Source organism: Alkalispirochaeta americana (assembly GCF_900156105.1).
GTDB lineage: Bacteria > Spirochaetota > Spirochaetia > DSM-27196 > Alkalispirochaetaceae > Alkalispirochaeta > Alkalispirochaeta americana.
Map to the genome: position 1 here is coordinate 1 of NZ_FTMS01000012.1, position 26,065 is coordinate 26,065.

The window sequence follows — 26,065 nt, forward strand, 5'->3', positions numbered from 1 at the left end:
GAAGGCCTTGCGCTTGAGCCGGTCCTCCACCTCGTCGGCCTGGTGCTCCCAGAAGTGGACCTTATCCAGATGCTCCGTCACGCGGTAGAGCTCGCGGAAGAAGGCCCGTTCAGCCAGGGTGAGCTCCTGCACGGCTTTGCGGCATATCTCGGTGAGTTCCAGAAAATCGTCCTTCAGGAAGGGATAGATCTCGGGCTTCTCGATGCTGAAATGGGTGGCGACCCGCTTGGCCACATCGCAGATGCTGTCGGTGGTCTCCAGGAGTCCCAGGACATCTCCCCGGGAATCGGGGATGAGCATCTCGGCGTAAAGCCGGTGCTTGATCTGGCGGCGCAGGTCGTCGGCATCGCGCTCGATCCGGTCTATCTCGCCGAACTGTTTTTCAAAGAGATCCAGATCTCCCTGGATGTACTTTTTCACCGCCTCTTCCAGAAGAAGCGCGCTCTGATCGACCAGCCCCAGGAATTGTTCTATCTCCAGCTCCAGCGTTTTTGCCCGGGAGGCGAAGATCCCCCCGGTTACAGTTTTTTTCCCCATCGCTGTCACGCCATCCCCACAACCTGTTTTGCAGCTCTCAGGTAGTTGGTGTTGGGTTTCTCCGAGAGACCCAGCTCCTCGACAACCCGCTTCATCCCTTCGTAGTCCTCGCTCTCGCAGCAGGCTGTTTCTACCAAAGCCCCGTTGAGCCAGACCTGGGCGTATTCGCAGATGATATTGTCGATGGTGAAGCCATAGCGCATTTTCTCCACCGTGACAGCTGTCAGGTCCCGGCTTTCCTTCACAAGGGCAATAAAGTCCTCGATGGTGTAATTCTCCTGGGTGAGGGCGATCTCTGCCTTGAGGTGCGAAAGAATCGTTGCCACGTCGGCCTGGGGAACGGGAAACTGAAACTTTCCACGGGGTTGAAAAATCTCGTATCCTTCGGGAGTCTCGCCTACCTTGGTCTTGATATCCAGAAGCCCGTCACGGACTTTGACGTTGGCTTCGTTGGTGTGAACCGAAAGAAAATAGGTCTCCAGGGGCATGCGTCGGGCTTTGAAGAGGACGGTCTTGCCGTTCCACATCTTGCTCTTCACGTGCTCAATGATTCCTTGCTCAAAGACCCGAAACTCCGCCCGGGGAACGATTTTCTCTGCGTCGGCCGCACTGGTGGCTTTATTCTGTGCAAACACGTCTGCCATGGTATGGTTCTCCTTCGTCTGAAAATATTCTCGAATTGAGTCAAACCCTAGCACAGGGACCAGGAGAAGGGCCAATTAAAATCGTTGCTTCTTGAGATAAACAACTTTTTACAGCTTCACCGATCATTTGATTGACAGGAGAGCGAGCCCTGACAGACCATAACCCCCACACATCAACACAGGAATGATTCGAAGGAGGAGACGATATGTCCAATTTACCCCGCTCCTGGTCCAGCTTTCTGCAGGGCCTGGCGAAAACAAAAGAAAAAATCTCTTCAGGAAGAGAGACCCTTCATTGCGTCCTGGGGAACGAAGCTGCTGACCTTGATTCCATGGTTTCGGCCCTGGTGTACTCATTTTATCGATCGGGCCCGGAGGAGACGGATCTTCGCATACCGGTGATCAATATTCCCCGGGGAGATTACAAACTGCGGACTGAGGCAGTTTTTCTGCTTCGTCAGGCGGGAATTGATCCGGCTCTCCTTTCGTTTATCGACGAGATCGACCTGGCCGGACTTCATCGGGCGGGGCGGCTGGAACTCACCCTGGTCGATCACAACCGTCTTGCGGGAAACCAGAGTGACCTGGCCGACGCTGTCCGGGAGATAGTGGACCACCACGCCGACGAGGGGCTCTTTTCCGACGCCCTGGTCCGGTTGATCGAGCCCACAGGATCGGCTGCTACCCTGGTTGCCCGTGAGATTTCCCGCAACACACCGGAGCTTCTGGAGAAAGACGTTGCGAGCCTTCTGGTGGGAACCATTTTGCTTGATACCGTCAATCTTGATCCTGCCGCTCAGCGAACCACCCCCGACGATCAAGCCATGGTGGATCTCCTGCTTCCCCGGGCGGAGCAGAGTCAGGATGATCTTTTTCAGGTGCTGCAGCGGGAGAAGTTCAACGTTTCCGATCTGGAGACCCGGGACCTCCTGCGAAAAGACTACAAAGAGTGGCAGATCGGTGAAAACCGCATCGGGATCTCGTCGGTTCTGCTCCCTGTGAAAGACTGGGTGGCCCGGGACAGCGAGTTGGCCCAGGGGCTTGAGGCATACCGGGACGCCCGGGGTCTGGATATGCTCCTGGCGATGATCGCCTACACCGCTCCCGGTTTTACCCGGGAGCTTGTCCTGCTGGTTCCGGAGAAGGAGCGGTTGCAGCAGTTGGAAGCCCTGTTGAACGAGAAGGGGCTTGACCTGGCGGATATTACCCCGCCATCCCTTCAGGAGGTTGCTTCGGACCTGGGGCTTCGCTGCTTCAGTCAGGGAAATCTGGGAATTTCCCGGAAAAAACTCCAGCCCCTTCTCCAGGAGCGGTTTGGCTGAAATCGGGCAGGCTGAAATCGGGGCGGATGGCCCCGACATGAGAGCATGATAGGGTATAAAAATATCGATTATACCCTATCGAGATGTTTTATTGGACAGACCAGGGCTTTAGGCGTACTGTTAGTCATAATTTCGTGGAGAGTGATGGCGTTGCGTACCGGGATTTCAGGGGAATGATCGGTGAGCTATGCAACGGCGGGATCGATGCACGAAATCAGATATCCAATCAGTCAGGTTGATCCAGGCATCGTGGAGAGGAAATAATGAGGAGGACTATCAAAATGAGAAAGATAATGGGAAAAAAATCGGGATTTTTTGCGGCACTGGCCGTGTTGGGTCTGTTGATCATGCTGGGCGCCTGCGCCCGGGAAGAGGCTGCGTCGGCATCGGCGGCCGGAGAGGCCTCGGAGTGGAAACCAACTCGTCCGATTACGATCATTACCCACGTGGGTTCTGGTGGTGGTACCGATGTTGCTGTTCGACTCATGACTGATATCGCCCGCGAGTTCACTGATGCAACCTTCGTGGTGGAAAATGTTACCGGTGGGGCGACCATGAATGCTTCCAATGCAGTGCTTGCACGGCCCGCCGACGGCTACACCGTCTTTGCCATGGCAATGTCAAACGTCAACAACGTGGTTTCCAACGACTTTGACCGCAGTGTATACATTGACGGGTACCACTGGCTTGCTAAAATACAGAAAGACCCCGCTGCGGTTATTATTCGAAAGAGCGATCGGGATGCCGGTATGGACTTCGAGGGGATTATCAAGCAGGCACGGGAAAAGAGGGGTAATCAGATATGGGCAGTGCCCGTGCTGGGTGCAAACAAGCACTTTGAAGCTCTGATGATATGGGAAGCCACCGGCGTTGAGGCTACCGCTGTGCCCTTTGTATCGGGTCCCCTGGGTGCAGCCGCAGTACTGGGCGGCTCTGCCGATGTGCAGATGGGCAACCCCTTCAACGCGAAGGGCCGGGATTTATGGGTGGCGGCAATCGCCTCTCCTGAGCGCATGCCCGGTTTTGAAGATTCCCCCACCTTTGCTGAACTGGGCTACCCCGAGTTGAACAACGAACACATCTGGCGTGGTCTTGCTGTGAGGCAAGGAACCCCCCCGGCCATGATTGAGTGGATGGAAGATCTTGTAACAAAAATTTACGATCACCCCCGGTGGAAGGAATTCAATGCCGAGAATGCAATAGCCCCCCGGGCGGTTTTTGGAGATGATTTCAGGGCGATTGTAGACAGAACGGTCGAGGTCACCGAATACTGGTTAGGCCAGCTCGACCTGTAAGAGTTGCTTCTCCCTGTTGTGGAAACACAACAGGGGCACATCTGCATCTGCTAAGCAGAAGAGGGACAGCTAGCCGGGAAAAGACCGGGTGGCTAGTCCCTCGTCCTATGAAGGAGGGTTCTCGATTGGTAGAGATAGGCAGGTTTTTTGCAGGGCAGGGATTGCTCATGCAAATGGTCTTTTTAGGTATCGTACTTGCACTTGGTTGGCTTTTGATAAGGCCCTTCAAGAAACTGCGGCCCTATACGGGACAAATTCTGGTGCTGGCCTCCATTCTATGGATTGGCCTGCTGTTCTACGTTATCACTTTTTCGTTCCCCGTACCCCGTTTTTCAGGGGTCGCAACCACCGGGGCCACAGTCCCGCGGTTCTGGTTTTATGTGCTGATTCCGGTTTCATTTCTTGCCTTTATTCCCATGCTGAAAGGTGAAGAAGTGCCTGACAAAGATCGGGGGAATCTCTGGCGCCTGGGCATCGTCTTCGGTGTGCTTGTGTTGAGCCTCGTTTCCTTCCGTTACATCGGCTATTACCTCAGTTCGGCGATTTTCCTGGTGGTGGTAATGTGGGTTCTGGATTCGCGCAACAAGATTGAACTGATCGCCGTACCTGTGTGCTGGGTGATCTTCTCTTACTTCTTTTTTGCCCGGTTGCTCTACGTACGCCTGCCTGTGGGGGCGCTCTTTACCGGGTTGTTCGGTTAGAAAGGGTTTTACCATCATGATGGATATTCTTGCAAACCTGGGCGGCGGTTTTGGCATCATGTTTACGCCCATGGCCATTCTTCTGTGCCTGCTAGGCGTTTTTGCCGGTGTTACTTTCGGTGCCATTCCCGGGATATCGCCCTCCATGGCGGTGGCGCTGCTGTTGCCCATGACCTTCACTCTGGAGCCCGTATTGGGCATGGTTCTGCTCCTGGGGGCGTACAAGGGAGCGAACTACGGAGGCTCTGTCTCGGCGGTTCTGATCAATACACCCGGTACACCGTCGGCGGCGGTAACCGCCTTCGATGGCTACCCCATGACCAAAAACGGACGTGTGGGCGAAGCCATGGGTATTTCACTCTATGCCTCGGTCTTTGGTGGTATTATCGGGACGGTCGTACTTATCGCATTTGCCCAGCCCCTGGCCCGGGTGGCCTTGCAATTCTGGCCTTCCGAGTACTTCGCCCTAACCATACTGGGTCTCACCACGGTGGCAACGATGGGCGGAAAAAACTGGCAGAAGGCGCTGGTAGCGGTGGTCTTTGGCTTGCTGCTAAACACCATTGGTATGGACCCCATAGCTGGTACGCGGCGGTTTACCTTCGGAGATATGCGGCTCCTCGATGGCCTTTCCCTGATTCCTGCAATCATCGGGCTTTTTGCGCTGGGTGAGCTTTTCTATAATATTGAACACTACAGCAAGGGAGAAAAGTTCGACAAGCTGGCCTATAAGTTGCCCAAGGTCCGTTACTATTTAACAGTGTGGAAAAACATCGTCCGCTCCGGCGTATTGGGCACCATTATAGGGATTTTCCCCGGTGCGGGAGGGACTATTGCTGCATTCATTTCCTATGATGTGGAAAAACGCTGCAGCAAGAAACCCGAAGAGTTCGGGAAGGGTTCTCCGGAAGGCGTAGCCGCCGCCGAATCGTCGAATAGTGCTTCCGCAGGCGGGGCCCTTGTTCCCTTGCTGGCCCTGGGTATTCCCGGGAGTGCAACAGCGGCGGTGTTGCTGGGTTCTCTGTTGGTCCACGGTCTGAACCCGGGTCCGGAAATGTTCGTGGAAGAGCCTGAACTGGTCTACGGCATGTTTGCCTCCATGTTTATGGCCAACGCCTTTATCCTGTTGGTGGGGCTTGTGGGGGCCAACCTCTTTGTCCGGGTTACAGACCTGAAGAAGACCTTGCTCTATCCCCTCATTTTCACCTTCGCCATCGTTGGTAGCTATGCCGTCACCTCTTCCATGTATTCCGTGGTGGTATGTGTGGTTTTTGGTGTAATAGGCTGGATATTCAGGCGCTACGATTATCCCCCTGCACCGGTTGTGCTGGGGATTGTTCTGGGAAGCCTGGCCGAGCTGAGCTTCCGTCAGGCCCTGATCATCGGAGGTGTAGAAAGCTTCTACAAGCGCCCGCTGACGTTGATCATGCTCGCCATTGCTGTAGCGGCGGTAGCGGCTCCGATCGTGAAAAAGCGAATGGAAGAAAAGAAAGCCGCAGATAGCAGATTCTGATCCTGGCTGGCTGATTCTGGGTGATCCGGTCCCGGGAGTGACGTGCTCCCAGGAGAAGTTCCTTCTGATTCTGTTTTCCCCCTTCAGGGGCGGACCTCTTCGGGGGGCCGCCCCTGTTTTTCTGCCAGCAGAAATAATTCGGGCCGGTATTCAAAATGGATGGCGTCAAAAAGAAGCCATCGGCCGCCCCAGATAAAGCCCTGGCTTTCAAAGATCTCCACTATTGTCTGGGGAATGGTCCAGCGCCGCTCTTCCGGTATATTCCACCAGTCTTCGATTCCTGCCTGGGCCGACCAGCGCCAGTAGGCGTTGCGGCGGTAGTAGGAGCGGGGAATAAGATCCAGGGCAACGCCGAAGCCGTGATAACTAACCGTCTGGGTTCCTGCTATGGGGCGCCAGAAAAACGCTTCGATCCGAAGCAACTCGTCGAGAAAGCTCCTGACGTCCCGATCCGTTTCCCGTGCAGCCTTAATCTCCTGGTGGACGCGCTCCAGTGGTTCAAGAATCATGGGGTGAACCCGAATCGAGTGCCCGAGAAAGATCATGCGAACCATCGAGGCCCGGGCTTCCTGGGCGGTGCGAAACCCGTAGAGCGCTCCCGGGAAGGCTCTGTGTCGCCGGGGTGGATTCAGCTCCTGCTCTGCAAGAAGCGCTCTGAGACGAGCCTCCTGGTCTGCCTCAACCCGGGGAATCTCCAGGGGGCCCGTCTCGTACGTGTAAAAGGGGTAGCGGCCAAAGCGCTCCCAGGAAAATCGGGCTTTTTTTGGCAGAAGCCTGCCATTGGCCCAGTAGATCCACTCTCCGTTTACCCGTATTGCCCAATCACCGTTTCGGTATTCCTTGCGGTCTATCCGGTCAGGGTACGCGGCCAGTAACGACGCCAGTTGCGCCACGCCGTCCAGCGGGCGTGAGAGGGGTTCCGTATCCTGATAGTCCAGGAAGGATTTATCCACCGGGGCAAGGCCGGGCGAGGCCGGGGCGGGGTGGCCCGGAAAGGAGGCCAGAAAAACAATCAGCCACGCCCCGGGCAGTGGCAGACCTGTGTGGTGTTTTAACCAATGGTGCATAGACAATCTTTTCATTCCTTTAGCAGAATAAAGTCTATCAAAGAAGACAATCTTTTTCAGGGATATCGCCTCCCGGGCTGCTCTGGTGATAGAATCGGGGAATGCCAGGACTGTTGATCTTTATCGGAGTCGGAATCATCTTCATGACGGTTCTCAAGAAAAGCTCCCGGAAAAGCCGGGATGGAGGGGAGATTCCTCAGGAAAGAACCCCCCAAGGAAAAAATCCGCAGGAAAAGGCCTCCCCGGGAGAGGACCTGCCGGGGAATGACCAGTCCGGAAAGGATGATTACCGATGCAGCGAAAGGTGATTCTGAAGAAAAAATCCTCCCCCGCCGGAAAGAGCGGAATGCCCGGGACGTCCCGTCTGGTGGCGACCTGCGCAGGAGGGATGGAGCCGATCCTGCTTCGGGAGGTCCAGTCCCTGGGGTTTTCCTGTCAACTCCAGGGGGCCGGGGCGGTGGATATCGATGCGTCGCTCCAGGAGGCCCATCTGCTCTGCCGGTCCCTGAGAACGGCCTCTCGCCTTCTTCTTCCCCTGGACCGCTTTCATGTGCGCAGCTACGATGATCTCTACCGGCAGATGAGTTCCTGTCCCTGGGAGACCATCGTTCCCCTTGAGGCAACTTTTGCCATTACTGCTTCTACCCGGTCCGAGGTTCTGGGGGATCACCGGTTTCTGGCGATGCGCCTGAAGGATGCTATTGTTGATCGCCAGCGGAGAGAAAATCAGGGCAGGCGATCTTCGGTGGACCGAAAAACTCCCGATGTTCCGGTGGTCCTTTTTGTAGATGCCCAGGGCTATGCATCGGTTTCGCTTGATGCAGCAGGATCACCTCTGCACGAGCGGGGATACCGCAGGGAAGCGGGGGATGCGCCCCTGAGAGAGACCGTCGCTGCGGCGATGCTTCTGGAGGCGGGTAGCCCCCGGGTGATGGTGGATCCCTTCTGCGGGTCCGGCACCATTGCGATTGAGTCGGCCCTGCTCTCGGCCGGGCTTCCCCCTCATGGGCCGTCGCGACATTTTGCCCTGGAAGGGTGGCCCGGGGTCGATCCGCCCAGGATTCCTCCCGGCTCATCCCTTTCGCCGGGGCGACCCTCGATTTTTGCAGCTGATCTGGACTCTTCCCTGGTGGAGATAGCCCGCCGGAACGCCCGTCGGGCAGGGATGGAACCTCGTATTTCTTTCCGGTCTGGTGATGTCCGGCAGACTCTCCCGGAGATGATCCTCCAGGCCCGGGAGAGTCTTGGAGACTCTCCCCGGGGGCGCTCCCGCATCAACGAGAAGGGGGAGATCGCCCTTGTAACCAATCCGCCGTACGGGGAACGGCTTAATCCGGCCGATCTCGGGGTGCTCTACAGCGATCTGGGAAAGATTCTCCGGCAACACCTCCAGGGGTGTTCTGCCTGGATCCTCTGTTCTGAGCCGAAACTGATCCGTCGGACAGGTCTGAACATTCTGGGGCGAAGGCCCCTCTATAACGGGGGAATAGCCTGTGAGCTCTATCATTTCGAGATCCGGCGAGGCTCTCCCCCGGGGCGAAACGCTCCGGGACGAAGGGCCTGAGCTCACAGGTTCTGCCGGGAGACGCCGGACTCTTCCCCTGACCAGGCTAGATCAGTTTCGGGCCATTTCCAGGAGGAGTTCTATCTCCCGGGCCCATCCATCGGGGTCGGGAGTCTCCAGAATGAGGGGAAGCCCGTCCAGGCGCTGGTCCTGCATGATCGCCCGAAACCCCTCCAGGCCGATTTCACCCTCCCCGATGGGCTGGTGCCGGTCTTTCTTGCTCCCCAAGGCTCCCAGGGAATCGTTCAGGTGGAGCCCTGCAAGGCGTTCCAGCCCCAGGGTTTGTTCCAGATCTGCCATGAGGGCATCCCACCCGGCGGCGTTGCGGATGTCAAACCCCGCAGCAAAGGCGTGACAGGTGTCCACACACACCGCAAGGCGTTCAGGAAAGGCACTGGCTTCTATGATCTGCGCCAGTTGGCTGAAGGTGGCTCCCATATTGCTTCCCTGGCCAGCGGTATTTTCCAGAACGAGCCGCGCCGGGGCTCTTCGGGTATCTTCCACGGCTTGCAGGACCTGATCGATCCCGTCGGCGATTCGTCTGCACGTGGCGGCCTCATCCATCTGGCCTTTGGATGTTCCCGGATGAAAGTTCAGCAACCCCAGACCCAACTGGATTGTTCGCTCCAGCTCGTCTGCCAGCCCCCGGATGGACTTCTCCCGAACTTCTTCATCGGGGGAGCCCAGGTTAATGAGATATCCTGCGTGGGGAAGAACGCTCTCCGGTGCAAATCCCTGATCTGACAGGGCCTGCCGGAAGAGGGCAATTGTTTCCGTTGTATAACCAGGGGAATGCCAGCGCCGCTGGTTCCGGGTAAAGAGCGCAAACGCTCCCGCTCCAATGGCCCGGGCGTTTCCGGGAGCGTTCTGGACGCCCCCGGCGGCGCTCACATGGGCCCCCAGGGTAATTGATCGTTGTCTCATACCCTCATGATCGCACAGGAGCCGGGAAAAATCACCCGCCCGGCTTTTCCCGTGCCCCGGGGTGATTTCTCCCGGGTTAACCTTTCACAGCTCCGGCCGTAAGTCCCCGGATAAACTGCCGGGCCATCAGGATATAGAGCAGGACGATAGGGATCGTCGCGATGGTCAGGGTTGAAAGTATTCTGGTCCAGTCCGTCTGATACTGACCAAAGAGTCTGGTTACTCCCAACATAAGGGTTCTGCGGCTCTCGGAGCGGATAAAGATCAGGGGGAACCAGAGATCGTTCCAGAGCACCACCAGGTTGAAGATTGCCACGGTGGCCATGGCAGGACGGGTGAGGGGCAGAATGATCTGCAGGAAGATGCGAAGCCGACTGGCTCCGTCGATGTGAGCAGCCTGGGTAAGCTCGGCAGGAACGGTGCGAATGAACTCGGTCAGGACAAAAACTCCCACGGGCATCCCCATGGCAACATAGATGGGGAGCAGACCGATCAGTTGGTCCATGAGTCCCAGATCCCTGATCAGGATGAGCAGGTTGATGCTGCCGATTCGAATCGGCACCATGAGGCCCGCCAGGAAGAAGAGGAAAACTCCCTTGGAGAGAGGACTGTTCCACCGGGCGATCGCGTAGGCGGCAAGAGAAGCGCAGAGAAGGATTACGCCGATCGAGGTGGCGGTAATCATAATGCTGTTCAGAAAGTAACGGGGAAAACTGGAGCCCGTGAAAACTGCCAGGTATCCCTGGAGGGTCCAGGGGCTGGGCAGGCCAAAGGGTCTTCGGTAAATCGCCAGCTTTGTCTTGAAGGAGTTCACCACCATGATCCAGAGGGGGATGATCACCAGGGCTGACCAGGTGAGAAGGACCAGGTGGGACCAGAATTGCTGCCCCCGGACGTGTACTTTTGCCATGGTTAGAGTTCCTCCTTGTCACGAAAGACGCTGCGGATCACCAGAACACCCACGAAGAGCACCAGGAAGATGAACGATGCCACGGCGGCACCCAGCCCCATATCGGGAATTCCCACGGGATGCTGGCCGGCTATGCCTACCCGGTAGAAGTAGGTTCCCAAGATATCTGTGGAAAAATTGGGGGGTCCGTTTGCTCCGGCCATGGCAAAAACCACGTCGAAGGCATTGAAGTTTGCTGTAAAAGTCAGGATCGAGACAACTCCCATGATGGGCCAGATCAGGGGCATTTTGATTCGCCAGAAGGTCGTCCAGCTTCCGGCTCCGTCTATCTCGGCAGCCTCAAAAAGATCCTCCGAGATGTTTTGGAGGGCGCTGAGGAAGATCATGGTGGGAATTCCCACCCACTGCCAGCTCGATACAAGAGAGATGGTGACCAGGGCAGTCGATTCCAGACCCAGCCAGGGCAGAGCCAGCGCGTCCAGACCAAGACTGGTGAGGATGATGTTCACCGAACCCCACTGGGGATTCAGGAGGAGCCGCCAGAGGAATCCCGTGACAACGATGGCCAGAGTGGCGGGGATGAAGATGATTGTCCGGTAGATCTGGGCTCCGCGCAGGGAGGCAGAACTCAGGATTGTGGCGAAGACCAACCCCAGGGAGTTTTGCACCAGCATATGAACGGCAAAAAAGACCCAGGTGTTCCTGAAGGCTCCCCAGAATCGCTCTGCCACCACGCCCTGACCAAAGAGCCGGCGGTAGTTATCGAAACCGATAAAGGTATCCAGGTTGAAGCCGCTTCCTGTGTAGAGACTGAGTTCCAGAGATTTGAACATGGGCCAGGCCATAAAAAGAGAGTAGAAAAAGAGCGCCGGTATCAGGTACCACATCCAGGACCAGTGGGGGTGGAGGGCGCTGCGGGTGTGTCTCATGGTCTGTTACTCCTCGTGGTTTAGAGAGGCGGACCCGCGATGGTGCGGGTCCGCCGGGCAGGTTGTACGGAAGCAGAACCTAGGGGGTATACCAGCTCGTAACACCCTGATGAAGCGCCCGGGCCGCTTCGCTGGGGGTTATCCGGCCGGTGATCACGCCGGTTGATCCCTGCTGTATCAGGGAGTAGGCGCTGGGATCGCCCGACATCAGCCGGGGCCAGGGAAAGCGTACATCCAGTTCCCGCCCTTCGTTGAGTTGCAGGAAGGCGTTGGCTTTTTCGTTTTCCAGAGCTGGCGGGTTCTTTACCATGGGGAAGAATCCGGCCAGTTCGTTTCCCAGCACCGCCGAGGCTCGCGGGCCGGAGAGCCATTCCAGGAAGGTCAGGGCAGCCTCCACGTTGGGGCTTGCCGGGTTCACGGCGATTCCCGCATCGGGGTGGAAGGTGATGTGGGGCGTGGCGCCTGCCGGCGGAGGTGGTGCAAAGACGCTCCAGGTAAAGTCAGGGTTCGAGGCCTCGAACTCGCTCACCGTCCAGGATCCGTCGAACCACATGGCTGCTTCACCCAGCAGGAAAAGAGCTTTGCTGTCGTTGTAGCTGATTGCCTCGTATCCACGGGGGAGAAAGGGTTCCAGCGAGGCCACGGCGGAAAAGACGCTTTCCATGGCACGGTCGTTGAATGGTCGTGTTCCCGCTTCATAGGCAAGGCGAGCGTCCCGGCCGCCCAGGAAGGCCGGTGCGATGTTCATCCAGAGCACCTCGGTGATGTCCCATTCGTCGGCAAGGCCGTTGGCGATGGGAATATATCCGGCGTCGGCAATTTTTCGGGCTGTTTCCAGGAGCTCCTGCCAAGTCTCGGGAGGGGTGATTCCCAGGTCGTTGAAAAGATCCACATTGTAGTACACGCCGTGAGAGACTGCCATGAGAGGCATGGCAAACTGCTTGCCGTCGGGTGTCTGCCAGGGGTCCCGGGCTCCTTCATCGTAGGCGGCGGCGATAAAGGCTTGATCGCTCAGATCCAGCATGTAGCCGTCGGCAAACAGATCCTGGCCCGTGGCGTAGCTTCGGGCATAGAAGATGTCCGGTCCTGTTCCTGACTCCAGCTGGAGACGGAGTGTGGCGTTGTAGTCGGGGGGGTTGGTGGGGTCAAAGCGGATGGCGATGTTCGGGTGCTCTTCGTTGAAGGCTGCAATCAGGCGGTTGATTTGCTGAACGTCATCGGTTCTCCACGATCCCAGGGTAAGCCCCACGGAACCTTCGGCAGTCCGGGATTCCCGTCCTCCTCCGGCAAAGAGGGTTGTGGCAACTACGAGCGCCAGACCCACCATGGCAATTTTCTTCATACGGATCCTCCTTTAGGATGTTTGATCGCTTATCATGGTAGGGCCTTCTGTGTTCCCCCGCAAGGGTACGGAGATACCGGTTCTGTACTCGATTTGTACCGACTGTGGCTAGAAGAGTCCTGATTCCCGGGCTATCCGGGCCGCTTCTGCTCTGTCAGCGGCACCGATCTTGTCGTAGATGCGGCTTGCGTAGTTTCGGACGGTCTGCTCCGCCGCGTGGATCGTCTCGGCGATCTCCCGGTTGTGGTAGCCCTGGAGGATAAGCCCCAGGATCTGCCTCTCCCGGCGGCTTAAGGCATCTATCCAGGGGGGAGGGGATGGCCGTAGCGCAGGGGGGGATTTGACCATCCCGGCGACCACGTGGGGGTCTATGGCGACCATGCCGCCTGCCACGGCCTTCAGGGCCGTAACCAGTTCCGTGGCGGAAATGGATTTCAGCAGATACCCCCGCGCCCCGTGGGAGATCGCTGTTTGCACATATTCATCGTCTTCAAAAGTGGTGAGCATGATAATTCGGATGGTGGGGTGCCGCAGCAAGATGCGGCGCGTTGCCTCCACTCCGTCCAGGACGGGCATGCGTACATCCATCAGGATCAGTTCCGGCCGGAGGAGGTCGGCTTGCTGGAGCGCTTCCTGCCCGTCCGATGCGGTGCCGACGATTTCCAGTTCTTCATCGAGGGTTTCCAGAATCGCCCTCATGCTGTCTACAAAGAGTTTTTGATCGTCCACCAAAAGAACTTTCACGGCCGGGTTCCCTCCGATGCGGCGGGTGGTGTTTCTGGCAGGGGCCGGTGTGCCGGGGGTCGGTGTGCCGGGGGCCGGTGTGCCGGGGGTCGCGGGAGGTATACCTGGAGGGAAAAGCCCCGTTCCATGGCGCTGGTCTGGAGGGTCCCTCCCCAGGGTTCCAGGCGTTCCCGCATTCCCCGCAGGCCAATTCCTTCCTGAATGGAGCCGCCGCTTCCCCTGCCGTCGTCCAGGACGGTGAGGTAGAATCCCTCCCGGTCGGCCCGGAGAATAAGCGTTACCTCTGTGGCCTGGCCGTGGCAGAAGGCGTTGGTGATGCCCTCCTGGGCGCAACGGAAGAAGATCTCCTCCAGGGGTGGGGGCATCTGGCCCTGGCCCAGGAGAATCCGGGGCGTGATTGTCACCCCAGAAACGGCAGAGAAATGCCGGGTCAGGTGTAGTAGGCGTGTCTCCAGGGTCTGGTGTCCCCGTTCGACCCGGCGGAGGCGGTGAAGCGCGGCGCGAACCTCCTGATATCCTTCAGCCAGAGATCGGGCGGCATCGCGTACCAGCGAAGCCAGGCGGTCCCGATCCTGCTCGCGGTTTCGGTCCATCAGCACGATGGCTGCCTCCAGGACCATGCGTTGATTGGTAAAGGCGTAGCCCACAGCATCGTGAACTTCCCGGGTTATCCGCTCCCGCTCTTTCTGGCGTGCGCTCTGTTCGATGTCCAGGGCATAGCGCTGGTATTCCATGTTGGCCTCTACCAGTTTGCGGATTGTCTGGTTCTGGTAGCGGGCATCGGCCAGAACCTTGCGTCGCTGGGTATCGCCCCGGGCAGCGGCAAAGGCGGTGAGAAAGCCGCTGCCCACGATGACGGCTGTCATGGCTACATCCTGGGGCAGGGGCTGCTGAACCGCCATGTCCCAGACCTTGGGGGGGCGGCTGCGGAACAGAAGGGTGGCAAGGAGGAGGGCTCCCAGGGTGAGGGCCGTGGGAACCGATCCGTAGAGAGCGACCGACATTGCTGCGGCCATGAGAAGGATCACGTCCAGCAGGAGTGCATCTCCCAGGGGCTGGAGGATAACGTAGGTGAGGGCGAGTTGAATTCCCAGGAGGATCAGCCGGATTACCTCGGCTATCTCCTGCTTTACCTGGGGGATCACCAGGGAGCAACAGAGAAGGATCGATGGAACGGTATAGTTAATCCATTGGGGCGGGAGTCCTTCACCCACCCTGTTCGACAGAGGAATCGCCGCAACGTAGAGGAGAAGGATTGTGAAGCTCAGGAGAACTCGCTGGGTCTGCACAGCCGTAGCCTAGAGCCACCGGATTGATTCTGTCAACGAAAACCGTGAACGGCGAAAATTGCCATCAAGAAAAGATTGATCCCCGGGGGGCCGCCTCACGGGGCATCCCGGTTCTGAACCCGGTTTCGGCCAGATTCCTTTGCCAGGTACAGGCGGCTGTCAGCTCGCTGAAGGAGCTTCTCCTGGAGGGCCTGAAGGTGAGTGGAATCAGAATGAGACTGGAGTTCTTCCGGGGTGCAGAGTTCTTCCAGGGTCGAGACTCCCAGACTCATCGTTACGGGGTGATCAGGGATTATCGCAAGACCGGCCACGTGCTGGCGTATTCTCTCGGCCAGGGTGGTTGCGCTGGGCAAGTCGGTTTCGGGGAGAACAATGAGGAACTCCTCGCCGCCCCACCTCCCAAGGTGGTCGCTGGGCCGGAGGGATTCGGCCATGGCCGAAGCGGCGGCTTTCAGGACACTATCTCCCGCATCGTGGCCCAAGGTGTCGTTTACCGCCTTGAAGTGATCCAGATCGGCCATAATGACCGACAGGGGACTGGTATAACGTATTGCCCGGGTCATCTCCCGGGAGAGTTCTTCCTGGATCTTTCGCCGGTTGGCGATGCCCGTGAGGGCATCCTGCTCGGAGAGAGTCCGGAGTTTCTCCTGAAGGGTTTTTTCTTCGGTAATGTCCCGGGAGGCGCCCACGAGCTGAACGATTTTGCCCTCCCGGTATATTGGGGCCAGTTTGGTTTGCCAGGTCCGGGTGCTCGCGGGAAGAGCCAGGGTTTCCTCGTAGGTGAGGGGTGCCCCTGCTTCAAGGCAGATTCGGTAGTAGCGCGAGACTGTCCGGGCCGTTTCCGGGGGCAGGAGTTCTTCCGGTGATTTTCCTCGCACCGCTTCGGTGGTAAAGCCCGTCAGTTCCTCGTGGGCCGGGTTGAGCTTGCGATAACGGAATACCGCCTGGGGCCGGGAATCTGTTTTTCGGGGCGTATCTTCCCGGGATGGAGCGTGGTCCACATCGACGAGAAAGATCGCGTCCTGGGTGTTCGAAAAGATGGCGTCGAGTTCGCCCAGGGCTATATCGCGTTCTTTTCGGAGTCGTCGCGTTTCGGTGATGTCGTTTTGTACCCCCACGTAGTGAGTTATTTTTCCCTCTTTGTCTGTGACGGGGTTTATGATCTGGAAGGCCCAGTAGAGGGTGCCGTCCTTGCGGCGATTGATAATCTCCTCCTGCCAGGATTCCCCTGCCAGAATTGTCTTCCAGAGCCGCTGGTAATACTCCAGGGCCATCTTTTCCGATTTGAGAACTGATATGTTTTTTCCGAGGAGCTCCTCCCGGGAATAGCCGGCGATGCGGCAGAATCCGGGGTTCACCATTTCCAGAACTCCCTCAGAGTCGGTAATGTAGATGCCGTGGTCTGCAGCGTCCACAGCTTGCTGCAGCAGAGGCTCTCTGGCCTCGGCACTTCTGCCGGTTGAACAGAGCATGATAGAATCCGTTCCGGTGCTTCGGTGTCCTGGATCATTTGCTTTCAAGTCATTTGACTCCATCGTAATAATGTACAACAAATAAGAAGGTGGATGCAAAGTTTGCGGATTGCTGGCTGCGAAATGCGAATACCGTCGCTGTCCGGCCGAGAGCAACGGCTACAGCCATAAGGTGTGTGCGGAGTACTGCGCAACCACAGCATGAAGAGATGCTGCGCAGGGGCCTGTGGGTGCTGCGCAGGATATAAGGAGGGTCTGGTGAAACGGTGTATATGGGTGGGAATAATTTTTCTTGTGGCCGGAGGCTTTGTCTTCCCCGGGGGAATCTTCGAGCGATCATCTTCGGAAACAGCCGAAGGGTCTGAAGTGGGAGAGGGGGCCCGGGAGGTCTCCCGGGATATCCCCCAGGAGGTGGATACCCCCTCCTGGGTGCAGCTTATTCAGGAAGGAAAGCTCCGGGAGCTTCAGGACCAGTATCCCGGGTCTATCGTCGGGGTAGGGGAGGCTCAAAGCCGTGCGCAGGCAGAGGCCGCAGCTGCCGTGGACTTTGCCGGAAATCTTTCCACCGAAGTGGATGCCCGGGTTATCGATCGGGAAGTTGCTACTCGCGAGGGCTCCGAGTTTTTGCAGAAGGTAGAATCAGAGGTGAGAAGCCAGGCGATAATATCGGGAATTCGACCCGAGGCCTGGCGCCATCCCGCCAGCGGGATCTGGTACGCAAAAATACGCGCAACCCACGAGGAATATCGAGTGAAGCTGGCCGAGTGGGCGCGTACCATGGCAGAGATGGGCGAGGCCGAGCGGGAACGGCAACTTCAGGCCCTGCGCGACGAGGAGGCCCGGGTTGTGCAGCGCCAGAAAGAGATCGAGCTGGACAAGATGCGGGATCAGGTTCGCCTGGCTGACCGGCGCATGCGGGCCGATCGGTACCGGGACTTTCTGGATCACTCCCTCATGAGCCGCGAGCGGAGGCTTCCCACGGGGTACCTGCCCGGGGCGATCGAGATCAACCTGGCTTATACCGGGTCGGAAGACGAGCGGGCAGCAGATTTCTCGGTTGACAAGACGATGCTAAGGCTTTTCCAGGTCGGGCTGGACGGTCAGGGAATCTACGATACCGAGGAATCGGACGTGGCCGTGGAACTCACGGGGCGGGTCATGGTCCAGGTCTTGTCCCGGGCCGGGCTTGTTACCAGCACCACCATCGGTTTGGGAGGGTTCGGAAGAGCTTCTCTGGGAGGGGCAAAGGACCGAGAGTGGGATGAGCAGGGGGCCTGGCTTGCCGGTCCTTTTGTGGTGGCCGATATCCTCATCCCGGCACTGCTCCACACGCGGTACAGCCTCTATGCAGGAACCGATTACGCCCAGGCGAGGCTGGGGTGGTATCCTTTTTGGTGGGTGATCCAGGAGGCTGTAGCGGTTCACGTGGCAGCAACCTACGATGTGGACGACGAAGACGCGCACTGGGGGGCGGGGCTGGCATTTCGTCCCGCCGAGGCGATACGGATCTTTCTGGAGTCGGAAAACCTCTCGTATCTCCGGGGAGGAATAACCTTGTCCTATTGAAGTCCTATTGAATCCTGCCGGGAGATCGCCCTGCTGCGCAGAACCGGACATAGCGAAGCGGGGCGGCGGGAGCCCGGGACGGTGCCTCGGCGGAGCGCAACGGTCCGGGCTCACCTGGGGGGCCGCCCACCCGGATCAGACCTCGAAACTTCTCAACATGGTCTGCTGGGCCGACGAGGAGGATGCCAGGGACTGACTGCAGGCAAAGACGGCGTCCATGGCCTGCGATATTTCCTTCTGGGCATCTTCTACCTCCCGGATGTCGGTGACCAGGTTCTTCAACCCTGTTTCAAACTCTTCCGTCGAGAGATCTACCTTCTGAAGTTGCTCCCGCACCGTTTCCAGGTGATGCCGAACGGAGTTGATGGTGGTGGTGTTGTGCTCCATCTGGGAGAGAATTGACTGAAAGACCTCCTCCATCCGTTTGGAGGTTTCCCTGTTTCGCTGGATCGACTGGACGCTGGTGTCTACCGTGGAAGAGACCTCCCGGATATTCTCTACCACTTCTCCCAGGTGGGTTTCGATCCGGTCGCTCGTTTGGGACGATTGGGCCGAGAGGGCGCGGATCTCGTCGGCCACTACGGCAAACCCCCGGCCAGCCTCGCCGGCCCGGGCAGATTCGATGGCGGCGTTCATGGCAAGCATATGGGTTCGATCGCCGATATCCTTGATTGCCTGGATCAACTGCAACACATCCTGGGAGCGCCCGGCGAGTTTCTCTACAACGCTGGCAGTATTGCTGATGGTCGTGACGGTTTTGTCGGTCTCGGCGATTCCCTGGTTAATGGTTGTTCCTCCCTCTTCGGAGGCTACCCGGATTTGCTCTGCCCGGGAGACCATCTCGGGGAGTGTTTCTGCCATCCCTTCCAGGGCAGAACGGAGTTCCGAGCTTGCTTCGGTAATGCGGTGACTCGCCCGTTCCTGCGTCAGGGACTGCTCTTTGAGGCTCGTTGCTGCGGCTTCCACCCGTTTCAGTACCTTTCCTGACCGGTCAGCACCAGCCGAGAGATCCTCGGCGGCAGAGCCAACGATTCGGGCCTGGTCCCGGATAGAGAAGATCATCTCCCTCAACGACGCCGGTTCCTGGTTGCAGGTTGCCACAACAACCCCCATATCGGCAGCCTCGTTGATGGTTGGGATCAGCTGGTCGGAGAAAACGGGAACTACCAGACCGTGGGCACCATTTTTTGCCACCCGGCGAATCATGCGGTGCCACTGCTCAAGGTCGTAGGGTTTGGAAGGGTCATCGGGGAGGGCCACCGTAACCTGTACTCCCAGATTCTTCAGTTCCTGTTGTGCTTCCTGTGCTCCCAGCTCCACGGTATTCCAGAAGTCGTAGTTCTTGGGGAGAAGATAGGTGATTTTCAGAAGGCGGTCGGGACGCTTCGGGGAGAGGGCTGCGCGATCCTCCCTGTCGATGGGGTTTGCCAGCATGGCGCGGTAGTTTTCCTGATTCAGTGTTTTGGGGACAATAAACTGACGAGGCGTCTCCGGTTTCCATCCGCTCACCAGATGGTTGTAAATGTGGACCATGGGGTTGAAGCCCTGGAGATAGGGGTCCTGTGTGAGGGTCGCGTCGAGGTGTCCTGACTCGAAAAAGGAGAGAAAATCCTTCCTGCGCCCGTGGCCCACCAGGATTGTCCGGTTTGGAGGAAACTGTTCCTGGATGGCCTTGAAGACCGCCTCGGTGGAGGCTTCTTCCAACTGATATACAGCGGTAATGGAGGGATCCGTGCGCAGGACCTCGCAGATTCCCGTGATGGCGCGCTCGGCATTGCGCCCGCTGTAGATCACCTGACCAAGATCCACCCCGGCAAACTCCGTGTTCAGGGTGCTGGTAAAGCCCCGTTCCCGCAGGACAGAGTAGTTGGTGGAGTGGTCTACGGCCACTACGGCCACGCGTCCCTTGCCGCCGCAGAGTTCGCCGATCAGACGTGCCGCCCGCTGTCCGTGGGCAAAATCGTCAATGCCGGTGTAGATCAGGCGTTTGATAGGGACCGCCGTGAGGGATGTTGCCGCATCGGTGCTGGCCGACAGTTGTTCCACCAGGTCGTTGTAGGCCTCCCGGGCGACGGCGCAACCTCCCCGGCCTTGCTTCCCTGTTTCCCAGCGCCGGGGTTTTTGTGGTGGCGAGGTGTTGAGTCTCCCCTTTGCCACATCCCAAATCAGCCGCGAGAGCGGTTGAGCCGATTCGGTTACGGCTTCCCTGATATGAGTTACCAGATCGGCCTGTTCCCGCCGCAAGAGGCGTTGCCGCACCAGGGCGTATCCCAGAAACAGCAACGCCGCCGCCGCCAGGAGCGGTTCCGCCATTCCTCCCTGCATCCAAAGAGCCCCTCCCGTCAGGAGAAGGGCCAGACCCCCGAAAAAAACTGCCATAGCCATAGGTGAGAATATGTTATCACCACAATGACGAATGTGCAAATTAAAAAATTCATTAATTTGTGGAACTGCGCTGTTTTATTATTTTCAGTGGTCCTGTGGAAATTCCGGCGGGGAGGAGCCTGCTTCCGGGGGTGTTGCCCGAGGGAGCACAAGATGGGCCACAACGGTCTCTTCCTGCTGGCTGATGGTGATTCTTCCCTGGTGGCGGTCCACGATGGCCCTGGTGATGGCCAGGCCCAGGCCAGATCCGGGAGACGACCGGCTTCGATCGCCCCGATAGAGACGGTCGAAGAGGTGCTCCCGGTCCTTTTCGGGAATCCATCCCTTGTTTTCTACCCAAAGATGAACTTCCCGAGGGGTCTCGGTGATTCGCGCCGTCACAGGCCTGTGTGGATCACCGTGAATCAGTGCGTTTTCCAGCAGGTTTGTCAGTGCTCGAAGCAGAAGGTTTCGGTCTCCCCGGCACAAAGCGGGGGGTATATCGAGGGTCCATAGATCGTGCCGTGGGGTATCCCCCTCTGGAGTATTGGAGAGATCGTTCCTCTCTCTCCGGTGGGCAATTCGCTCCGTGGCGGTGTTGACAAGCTGGTCCAGACGGACTGGTTCTTCCTCCAGGGAGAGCTCCGGTGATTCCACCCAGCTGAGTTCCCGCAAAGCCCGAACCAGCTCTTCCACCCGGTGCACCTCGCTGAAAAGCGACCGGAGTCGTTCCGGCGCCGGTGCCAGCACCCCCTCGATCATCCCCTCCAGCTGGGATGCCAGAGCGGAGACAGGCGTCCTGAGATCGTGGGAAATATCTTGCATCCACTGCCGGCGCAACTGCTCTGCCTGGGTGAGTTGATCCTGCAAGGCTCGGGCTGCATCGGCTATGGCCCGAAGCTCCTGGGCGCCCTCCCGGGGAAAGGAGACATGACGGCTCCCCGAGGCCAGATCACCCAGTCCGGTGGCGAGTCTGCTGGCTTGGGCAGTGAGATGCCTCGAAATCAACCCTGCCCCCACCAGGGCCAGCGCCAGGGAGAGCAGGAGTGCCACTGCCACCGTCAGAACCAGGGAGTTAATGAATTGCCGGTTCGAGAGGTCGCTTCGAAATCCCAGGGTGTCCACGGACAGATAGGCCACCAGATGTTCCTGATCAAAAACGGCCAGTGCAGGATTCCGTGTTTTTCCCAGGGTCGACAAAAGAGGGTCCAGATTTCTTGTATCCTCCGGATCGATCCGTGCTCCCTGATGATAGACAAAAACCGGTTCTCTCTGAGGGTCCAGGATTACCAGAGAAACTCCGGGAGTGAGGAATCGACCCAGGGCCGGCGAGAGACGTTCTTCCTGAAGTGTTCCTTCTGCACGGACCACGCGCAGGATTTCCCGGGAGAAGGTGCTCTGGAGGTGGCGGGTTTTGTTGACGTTCCAGAGGGTCACCGATCGGCGAAGGCCCATCATAAAGATCACCCCCAGAACAATGCTCAGAAGCAAAAGCGCCCCTGCCATGCCCAGAAAAGTGCGGCCGAAGAGTGTTTTCACGGGCGGGCTCTCCTCACGAAGGAGTTCTCCTTCAACGGGGTTCTCCTGTAAAGCGGTAGCCGTAGCCTCGGACCGTCTCGAACCAGTCAGGATCTGTCAGTTTTCCTCGCAGATTTGAGAGATGGGTGTCCACGGTTCGTTCGGAGCCGTTGTGAAGATGCCCCAGGCAGTTCGAAAGGATCGATTCCCGGGAGACAACGCGGGGTGCCCGGGTGGCGCAGTACCACATGATTTCCCACTCGCCTGTGGTCAGGGCCAGAGGTTCTCCTTCCAGCAGGGCGATCCGGGTTTCCCGGTTCAGTTCCAGGGTCATTCCGTTATGGGTCCAGCGGCCCGATTCTCCCTGTTCCTCCGGAAGCGATCCGCCCCTCCGGAGAAGGGCCTGGACGCGCAAAACCAGCTCCTTGTTGGAAAAGGGTTTGACAACGTAGTCATCAGCTCCGATTTCAAAGCCCGTGATCCGATCCGATTCAGCGTCTCGCGCCGAGAGGAAGAGCAGGGGAGCCGATGTTTGGGCTCGCAGGCGTTTTGCCAGGAGAAAGCCGTCTCCGTCGGGGAGCATAATGTCCAGAATGATCAGATCGACCGACCGGGACGAGATCGCTTCCGCCACCCCTGTCACCCCCGGGAACTCGAGAACCTGGTGCCCTTCAAGCTGAAGATATTGCGAAACAGCCTCCCGGATGTTCTGGTTGTCTTCCACGATGATGATGTGAGCCATGGATTACTCCTCCTCTCTATAGGTGAATCGACGGATTGTGCGCGTTTCGGTCACCGCCTTGAGCTGGTTTTCCTTGGTCCTGACGTTCCAGGTGATTCTGGAGATCCAGTTTCCGTGATCATCGTAGTTGTATTGGTAGTATCGTGTGGTGTGACTCTCGTCGGAGGCGGAGCTGATCCTGTGCAGGAGGGGGTTCCCGAACTGGTCGTACTGGAACTCTTCCCTTCGCAGGAGGGTCTCGTCGTGGTTCCTTTCCTCGATGCGGGTGGGTTGATCCCCCTGGCTATACCGGTAGGTGGTGGTGATGCTGCTCTGGGTTGTGGTATCCCGTTCCTCTTCGCGGATAATTCGGCCTTCCAAATCGTAGAGACGGGAGCCCTCGGTTATGATTCGTCCATCGGGATAGTAGAGGGACCAGTCTTCTCCGGGATTCCCGGTGCTTCGCAGCCGTTGCATCCACCAAAGGACCTCTCCCGAGGAGTCGTAGGCTGATTCCTCTACCCGGACCGTTTCACCCTCGCGTTGGGAGGTAAAGACCCGCTGGCCCGATATCGTTTCTCCCTGACCGTATTCGGTTTCCTGCAGGAGCGTACCTTCCTGGTCGTATCGATAGCGGTATCCCCAGAGAACGCGCCCCGAGGGGCCCCGGGCAAGCCAGTGTTCCAGCAAACCCTGATCGTTGTAGGAGAAAGTCTGGGTTACAGGTTCGTCGGGGTTGGGAATGTAACGGACAAGCTCTTTCAGCTTTCCCCGGCGGTTAAAATGGTACTGGTTGATCAGCCTCTCTTCCTCATCCTCACTGGTGTATTCCAGAACCTCCCGAACCGGCCCCCGGGGTTCCCATCGGGGGTCCTGGGGGGTGGAGTTTCCCGCCTGGACAGCGGTAGAGGCGAGGAGCGGCATAAGAAGAACCGCGATCGTCAGCTTCATAGAGGTGTATCTTAACAGGTGTGATCACTTCGTATCATCAGTTCGCGGATTTTTGCTCTCCATCTTGACGCAATCTTGACACGCTGTGGCGGGGGCCTTGAAGGCGATCTGGTAGGTTATGTCTCGAACGAGTTAGAAAGGAGTTCAGATTATGAGAAGTATGAGAAGTATGAGAAGTATGAGAGCGATGACCGGGAAATCCCTTATTACAGCCCTGACGGTGGTTCTTGCCCTGGGAGTTGTCGGGGGCATTAGTGCCCAGACAGAACAGCCTGCTCCAGCTGCTGATGTGAGCGGTGCCGAAATTGAGCAATTTGCCCAGGCTCTCCAGGGAATACAGGGTGCCCAGGAAGAGATTCAGCAGGATATGCAGCGCATCGTGGGTGGTTCTTCTCTGGGAGAGGAGCGGTTTGGCGAGATTCATGATTCAGTGAATACCACCGGCGACGTTCCGGGTGATGCCTCGGAGGGAGAAGTCGAAAGCTACAGCGCCATTGTGCAGGAGTTGTCCGCCGTCCAGCAGGATCTGCAGATGCAGATGGCGTCAATCGTGGAAGAGCAGGGGCTGGATGTGGAACGTTTTAACGCGATCGTCATGGCGATCCAGCAGGATGAACAGCTGTGGGAGCGCGTGCAGGGATCGATGAACTAACCTTGTGGATCCTCCGGGAGAGCTCTCCCGGAGGGATCGTCCTCCCCTTGACCCGATCGCCCCCTTCCCGGCCATAATTCCTTATGAAACAGCCCTTACGCAGCACTACAACCACCTATGGTCGCCTTATGGCAGGGGCTCGAAGCCTCTGGCGGGCCAATGGAATGCAGCAGAACCACTTCGGCAAGCCAATTATCGCTATCGCGAACTCCTTTACCCAGTTTGTTCCCGGTCATGTTCATCTTCACGAGATCGGCCAGGAGGTAAAGCGAAAGATAGAGGCTGCCGGGTGCTTTGCCGCAGAGTTTAATACCATCGCCATCGACGACGGTATTGCCATGGGGCACGGAGGAATGCTCTATTCTCTCCCGAGCCGGGACCTGATCGCCGACAGCGTGGAATATATGGTGAACGCCCACCAGGCGGATGCGCTGGTATGCATCAGCAACTGCGACAAGATAACGCCTGGTATGCTCATGGCTGCCATGCGCCTGAACATTCCTGCTATCTTTGTCTCGGGAGGTCCCATGGAGGCGGGGCGTGCCCACGGCCGGGGATATGATCTGGTAGATGCCATGGTTATGGCCGCCGATGATTCTGTGGATGACCAGCTGCTTCAGGAGGTTGAGGAGAGCGCGTGCCCCACCTGCGGGTCCTGTTCGGGGATGTTCACGGCCAACTCCATGAACTGTCTCAATGAGGCCCTGGGGCTGGCCTTGCCGGGGAACGGCACGGTGGTTGCCACGCACCGGAAACGGAAGGAACTCTTTGACAGGGCCGCACAGAGGATTGTGGAGCTCTGCGATGCCTGGTACGGCCGGGGTGATGCCTCGGTGCTGCCCAGATCCATCGCGGGAAAGGCAACGTTTGAAAACGCCATGACTCTGGATATTGCCATGGGAGGAAGCACGAATACGGTACTCCACATTCTTGCTATCGCCCATGAGGCAGGCGTGGACTTCACCATGAAGGATATCGATCGCCTGAGTCGCGCGACACCGAACCTCTGCAAGGTCTCCCCCTCCAGTGCCTGGCACATAGAGGATGTGAACCGGGCCGGGGGAATCATGGGAATTATGGGAGAACTGGACCGGCAGGGCCTTCTGGATACTTCCGTGAAGCGTGCCGACGGCCTGACCCTCGCCGAGGCTCTTGATCGTTACGATGTGATGCGCCCCACGGCGTCGGCCGAAGCAAAAGATCTCTACGCAGCTGCTCCCGGGGGAAAACGGGGTGATCTTGTCATGGGAAGCCATTCCTCTTCTTATCCGACCCTCGATCTGGATCGTCGGGAGGGGTGTATCCGCGATACCGGGCACGCCTATAGCTCCCAGGGCGGGCTTGCGGTGCTCTTCGGGAACCTTGCTCCCGAAGGCTGTATTATCAAGACGGCCGGTGTAGACCCCTCGGTTTTTTCCTTTGCCGGGACGGCCCGGGTCTTTGAATCCCAGGATACGGCCGTGGAGGCAGTTTTAAAGGGAACCGTTCAGGCTGGCGACGTGGTGATCATTCGCTATGAAGGCCCTCGGGGAGGGCCGGGGATGCAGGAAATGCTCTATCCTACGAGCTACATCAAGAGTATGAAACTGGACAAGGTCTGCGCGCTGATCACGGACGGGCGCTTTTCCGGAGGTACCAGCGGCCTCTCGATAGGCCATGTTTCGCCCGAAGCGGCCGGGGGCGGCCCGATTGCACTGGTCCGCGACGGAGACAGGATCGAGATCGATATCGAGTCACGCCGGATTCATCTGGCCGTGAGCGACGAAAAGCTGGCGCTCCGCCGGGCCGAGGAGGACGGGCGCGGTCCGGCGGCGTACACGCCTCGGCATCGTGACCGCCCCGTGTCGGTGGCGCTTCGGAGTTATGCCTGCTTTGCCCAGAGTGCCCACAAGGGTGCGGTGAGGATTATCCCCGGTTCCTGATCGTTTTGATGAACCAGTCCGGGTGAAAAGCCGGAGCAGGGGTGAGGGGCCTCCGGCAGGAGCCCCTCACCAGGATATGTATCACAGGAGATCGACAGGGTCAGGAGCGTATCGAGCC

At 58.2% G+C, this 26,065-nt stretch carries 23 protein-coding genes; 9 read left to right on the top strand and 14 right to left on the bottom strand.

Annotated elements, in window-relative coordinates; genetic code table 11:
* Window positions 1–537: DUF47 domain-containing protein (locus BW950_RS09660; RefSeq protein WP_076489101.1), on the bottom strand; the 537-nt coding region annotated here is incomplete at its 3' end.
* A 5-nt stretch (window positions 538–542) separates the two neighbouring features.
* Window positions 543–1,181 carry a hypothetical protein gene (locus BW950_RS09665; protein WP_076489102.1) on the bottom strand — a complete coding sequence of 213 codons (639 nt, stop codon included), beginning with the start codon at window positions 1,179–1,181 and terminating at the stop codon, window positions 543–545.
* 206 nt (window positions 1,182–1,387) lie between these two features.
* Here BW950_RS09665 and BW950_RS09670 point away from each other — a divergent pair, with 206 nt between their 5' ends.
* The 4 genes from BW950_RS09670 (at window position 1,388) to BW950_RS09685 (ending at window position 6,012) form a co-directional block, all read left to right on the top strand.
* Window positions 1,388–2,503, top strand: coding sequence for a DHH family phosphoesterase (locus BW950_RS09670; protein WP_076489103.1), 1,116 nt, complete (start codon window positions 1,388–1,390; stop codon window positions 2,501–2,503).
* Window positions 2,504–2,784: 281 nt separating this feature from the next.
* Window positions 2,785–3,798: a tripartite tricarboxylate transporter substrate binding protein gene (locus BW950_RS09675; protein WP_076489104.1), complete on the top strand. Its 1,014-nt coding sequence runs from the start codon at window positions 2,785–2,787 to the stop codon at window positions 3,796–3,798.
* Between the two features lie 167 nt (window positions 3,799–3,965).
* Window positions 3,966–4,499 carry a tripartite tricarboxylate transporter TctB family protein gene (locus BW950_RS09680; protein WP_159438775.1) on the top strand — a complete coding sequence of 178 codons (534 nt, stop codon included), beginning with the start codon at window positions 3,966–3,968 and terminating at the stop codon, window positions 4,497–4,499.
* A gap of 16 nt (window positions 4,500–4,515) precedes the next feature.
* Window positions 4,516–6,012, top strand: a complete 1,497-nt coding sequence (locus tag BW950_RS09685) for a tripartite tricarboxylate transporter permease (protein ID WP_083943907.1) — start codon at window positions 4,516–4,518, stop codon at window positions 6,010–6,012.
* Between the two features lie 83 nt (window positions 6,013–6,095).
* Here BW950_RS09685 and BW950_RS09690 read toward each other — a convergent pair whose 3' ends face one another.
* Entirely contained in the window at window positions 6,096–7,079 is a 984-nt protein-coding gene (locus tag BW950_RS09690; protein ID WP_076489106.1) for a M15 family metallopeptidase, read from the bottom strand.
* A gap of 101 nt (window positions 7,080–7,180) precedes the next feature.
* On the opposite strand from BW950_RS09690, the gene BW950_RS09695 reads away from it, so the two are divergent.
* Together BW950_RS09695 and BW950_RS09700 are read left to right on the top strand one after the other, a co-directional pair.
* Entirely contained in the window at window positions 7,181–7,387 is a 207-nt protein-coding gene (locus BW950_RS09695; protein WP_076489107.1) for a hypothetical protein, read from the top strand.
* Window positions 7,372–8,643 (top strand): THUMP domain-containing class I SAM-dependent RNA methyltransferase, encoded by a 1,272-nt coding sequence (locus tag BW950_RS09700; RefSeq protein ID WP_076489108.1) that lies wholly within the window; start codon window positions 7,372–7,374, stop codon window positions 8,641–8,643. Before BW950_RS09695 ends, BW950_RS09700 begins: the two co-directional genes overlap by 16 nt.
* A 51-nt stretch (window positions 8,644–8,694) precedes the next feature.
* On the opposite strand, the gene nfo is transcribed toward BW950_RS09700, so the two are convergent.
* The 7 genes from nfo to BW950_RS09735 form a co-directional block, all read right to left on the bottom strand.
* On the bottom strand, window positions 8,695–9,567 hold the full coding sequence (gene nfo / locus BW950_RS09705) for a deoxyribonuclease IV (RefSeq protein WP_076489109.1): 873 nt from the start codon (window positions 9,565–9,567) through the stop codon (window positions 8,695–8,697).
* Window positions 9,568–9,643: 76 nt separating this feature from the next.
* On the bottom strand, window positions 9,644–10,477 hold the full coding sequence (locus BW950_RS09710; protein ID WP_076489110.1) for a carbohydrate ABC transporter permease: 834 nt from the start codon (window positions 10,475–10,477) through the stop codon (window positions 9,644–9,646).
* Window positions 10,478–10,479: 2 nt separating this feature from the next.
* On the bottom strand, window positions 10,480–11,406 hold the full coding sequence (locus BW950_RS09715) for a carbohydrate ABC transporter permease (RefSeq protein WP_076489111.1): 927 nt from the start codon (window positions 11,404–11,406) through the stop codon (window positions 10,480–10,482).
* A 79-nt stretch (window positions 11,407–11,485) separates the two neighbouring features.
* Window positions 11,486–12,748 carry an ABC transporter substrate-binding protein gene (locus BW950_RS09720; RefSeq protein ID WP_076489112.1) on the bottom strand — a complete coding sequence of 421 codons (1,263 nt, stop codon included), beginning with the start codon at window positions 12,746–12,748 and terminating at the stop codon, window positions 11,486–11,488.
* A 108-nt stretch (window positions 12,749–12,856) separates the two neighbouring features.
* The gene (locus BW950_RS09725) at window positions 12,857–13,492 is read right to left on the bottom strand and encodes a response regulator transcription factor (protein ID WP_076489113.1); all 636 of its coding nucleotides are present in this window, start codon (window positions 13,490–13,492) and stop codon (window positions 12,857–12,859) included.
* The gene (locus BW950_RS09730; protein WP_076489114.1) at window positions 13,489–14,781 is read right to left on the bottom strand and encodes a sensor histidine kinase; all 1,293 of its coding nucleotides are present in this window, start codon (window positions 14,779–14,781) and stop codon (window positions 13,489–13,491) included. Before BW950_RS09730 ends, BW950_RS09725 begins: the two co-directional genes overlap by 4 nt.
* A gap of 95 nt (window positions 14,782–14,876) precedes the next feature.
* Window positions 14,877–16,253, bottom strand: a complete 1,377-nt coding sequence (locus tag BW950_RS09735) for a sensor domain-containing diguanylate cyclase (RefSeq protein WP_076489115.1) — start codon at window positions 16,251–16,253, stop codon at window positions 14,877–14,879.
* Window positions 16,254–16,511: 258 nt separating this feature from the next.
* Between BW950_RS09735 and BW950_RS09740 the strand changes: the two genes are divergently transcribed.
* Window positions 16,512–17,819, top strand: coding sequence for a hypothetical protein (locus BW950_RS09740; protein ID WP_076489116.1), 1,308 nt, complete (start codon window positions 16,512–16,514; stop codon window positions 17,817–17,819).
* A 135-nt stretch (window positions 17,820–17,954) separates the two neighbouring features.
* Here the strand turns inward: BW950_RS09740 and BW950_RS09745 are convergent, their stop codons facing one another.
* The 4 genes from BW950_RS09745 to BW950_RS09760 form a co-directional block, all read right to left on the bottom strand.
* Complete coding sequence (locus tag BW950_RS09745; RefSeq protein ID WP_094336518.1) at window positions 17,955–20,204, bottom strand: methyl-accepting chemotaxis protein; 2,250 nt, start codon at window positions 20,202–20,204, stop codon at window positions 17,955–17,957.
* 84 nt (window positions 20,205–20,288) lie between these two features.
* Entirely contained in the window at window positions 20,289–21,722 is a 1,434-nt protein-coding gene (locus BW950_RS09750; protein WP_076489118.1) for a sensor histidine kinase, read from the bottom strand.
* A 31-nt stretch (window positions 21,723–21,753) separates the two neighbouring features.
* On the bottom strand, window positions 21,754–22,443 hold the full coding sequence (locus tag BW950_RS09755; protein WP_076489119.1) for a response regulator transcription factor: 690 nt from the start codon (window positions 22,441–22,443) through the stop codon (window positions 21,754–21,756).
* Between the two features lie 3 nt (window positions 22,444–22,446).
* Window positions 22,447–23,373 carry an RHS repeat domain-containing protein gene (locus BW950_RS09760; RefSeq protein WP_076489120.1) on the bottom strand — a complete coding sequence of 309 codons (927 nt, stop codon included), beginning with the start codon at window positions 23,371–23,373 and terminating at the stop codon, window positions 22,447–22,449.
* A 169-nt stretch (window positions 23,374–23,542) separates the two neighbouring features.
* Between BW950_RS09760 and BW950_RS09765 the strand changes: the two genes are divergently transcribed.
* Both BW950_RS09765 and ilvD read left to right on the top strand, forming a co-directional pair.
* Window positions 23,543–24,025 carry a DUF4168 domain-containing protein gene (locus BW950_RS09765; protein ID WP_076489121.1) on the top strand — a complete coding sequence of 161 codons (483 nt, stop codon included), beginning with the start codon at window positions 23,543–23,545 and terminating at the stop codon, window positions 24,023–24,025.
* Between the two features lie 83 nt (window positions 24,026–24,108).
* Entirely contained in the window at window positions 24,109–25,947 is a 1,839-nt protein-coding gene (gene ilvD, locus BW950_RS09770) for a dihydroxy-acid dehydratase (protein WP_076489122.1), read from the top strand.
* The last annotated feature ends 118 nt before the right edge of the window (window positions 25,948–26,065 follow it).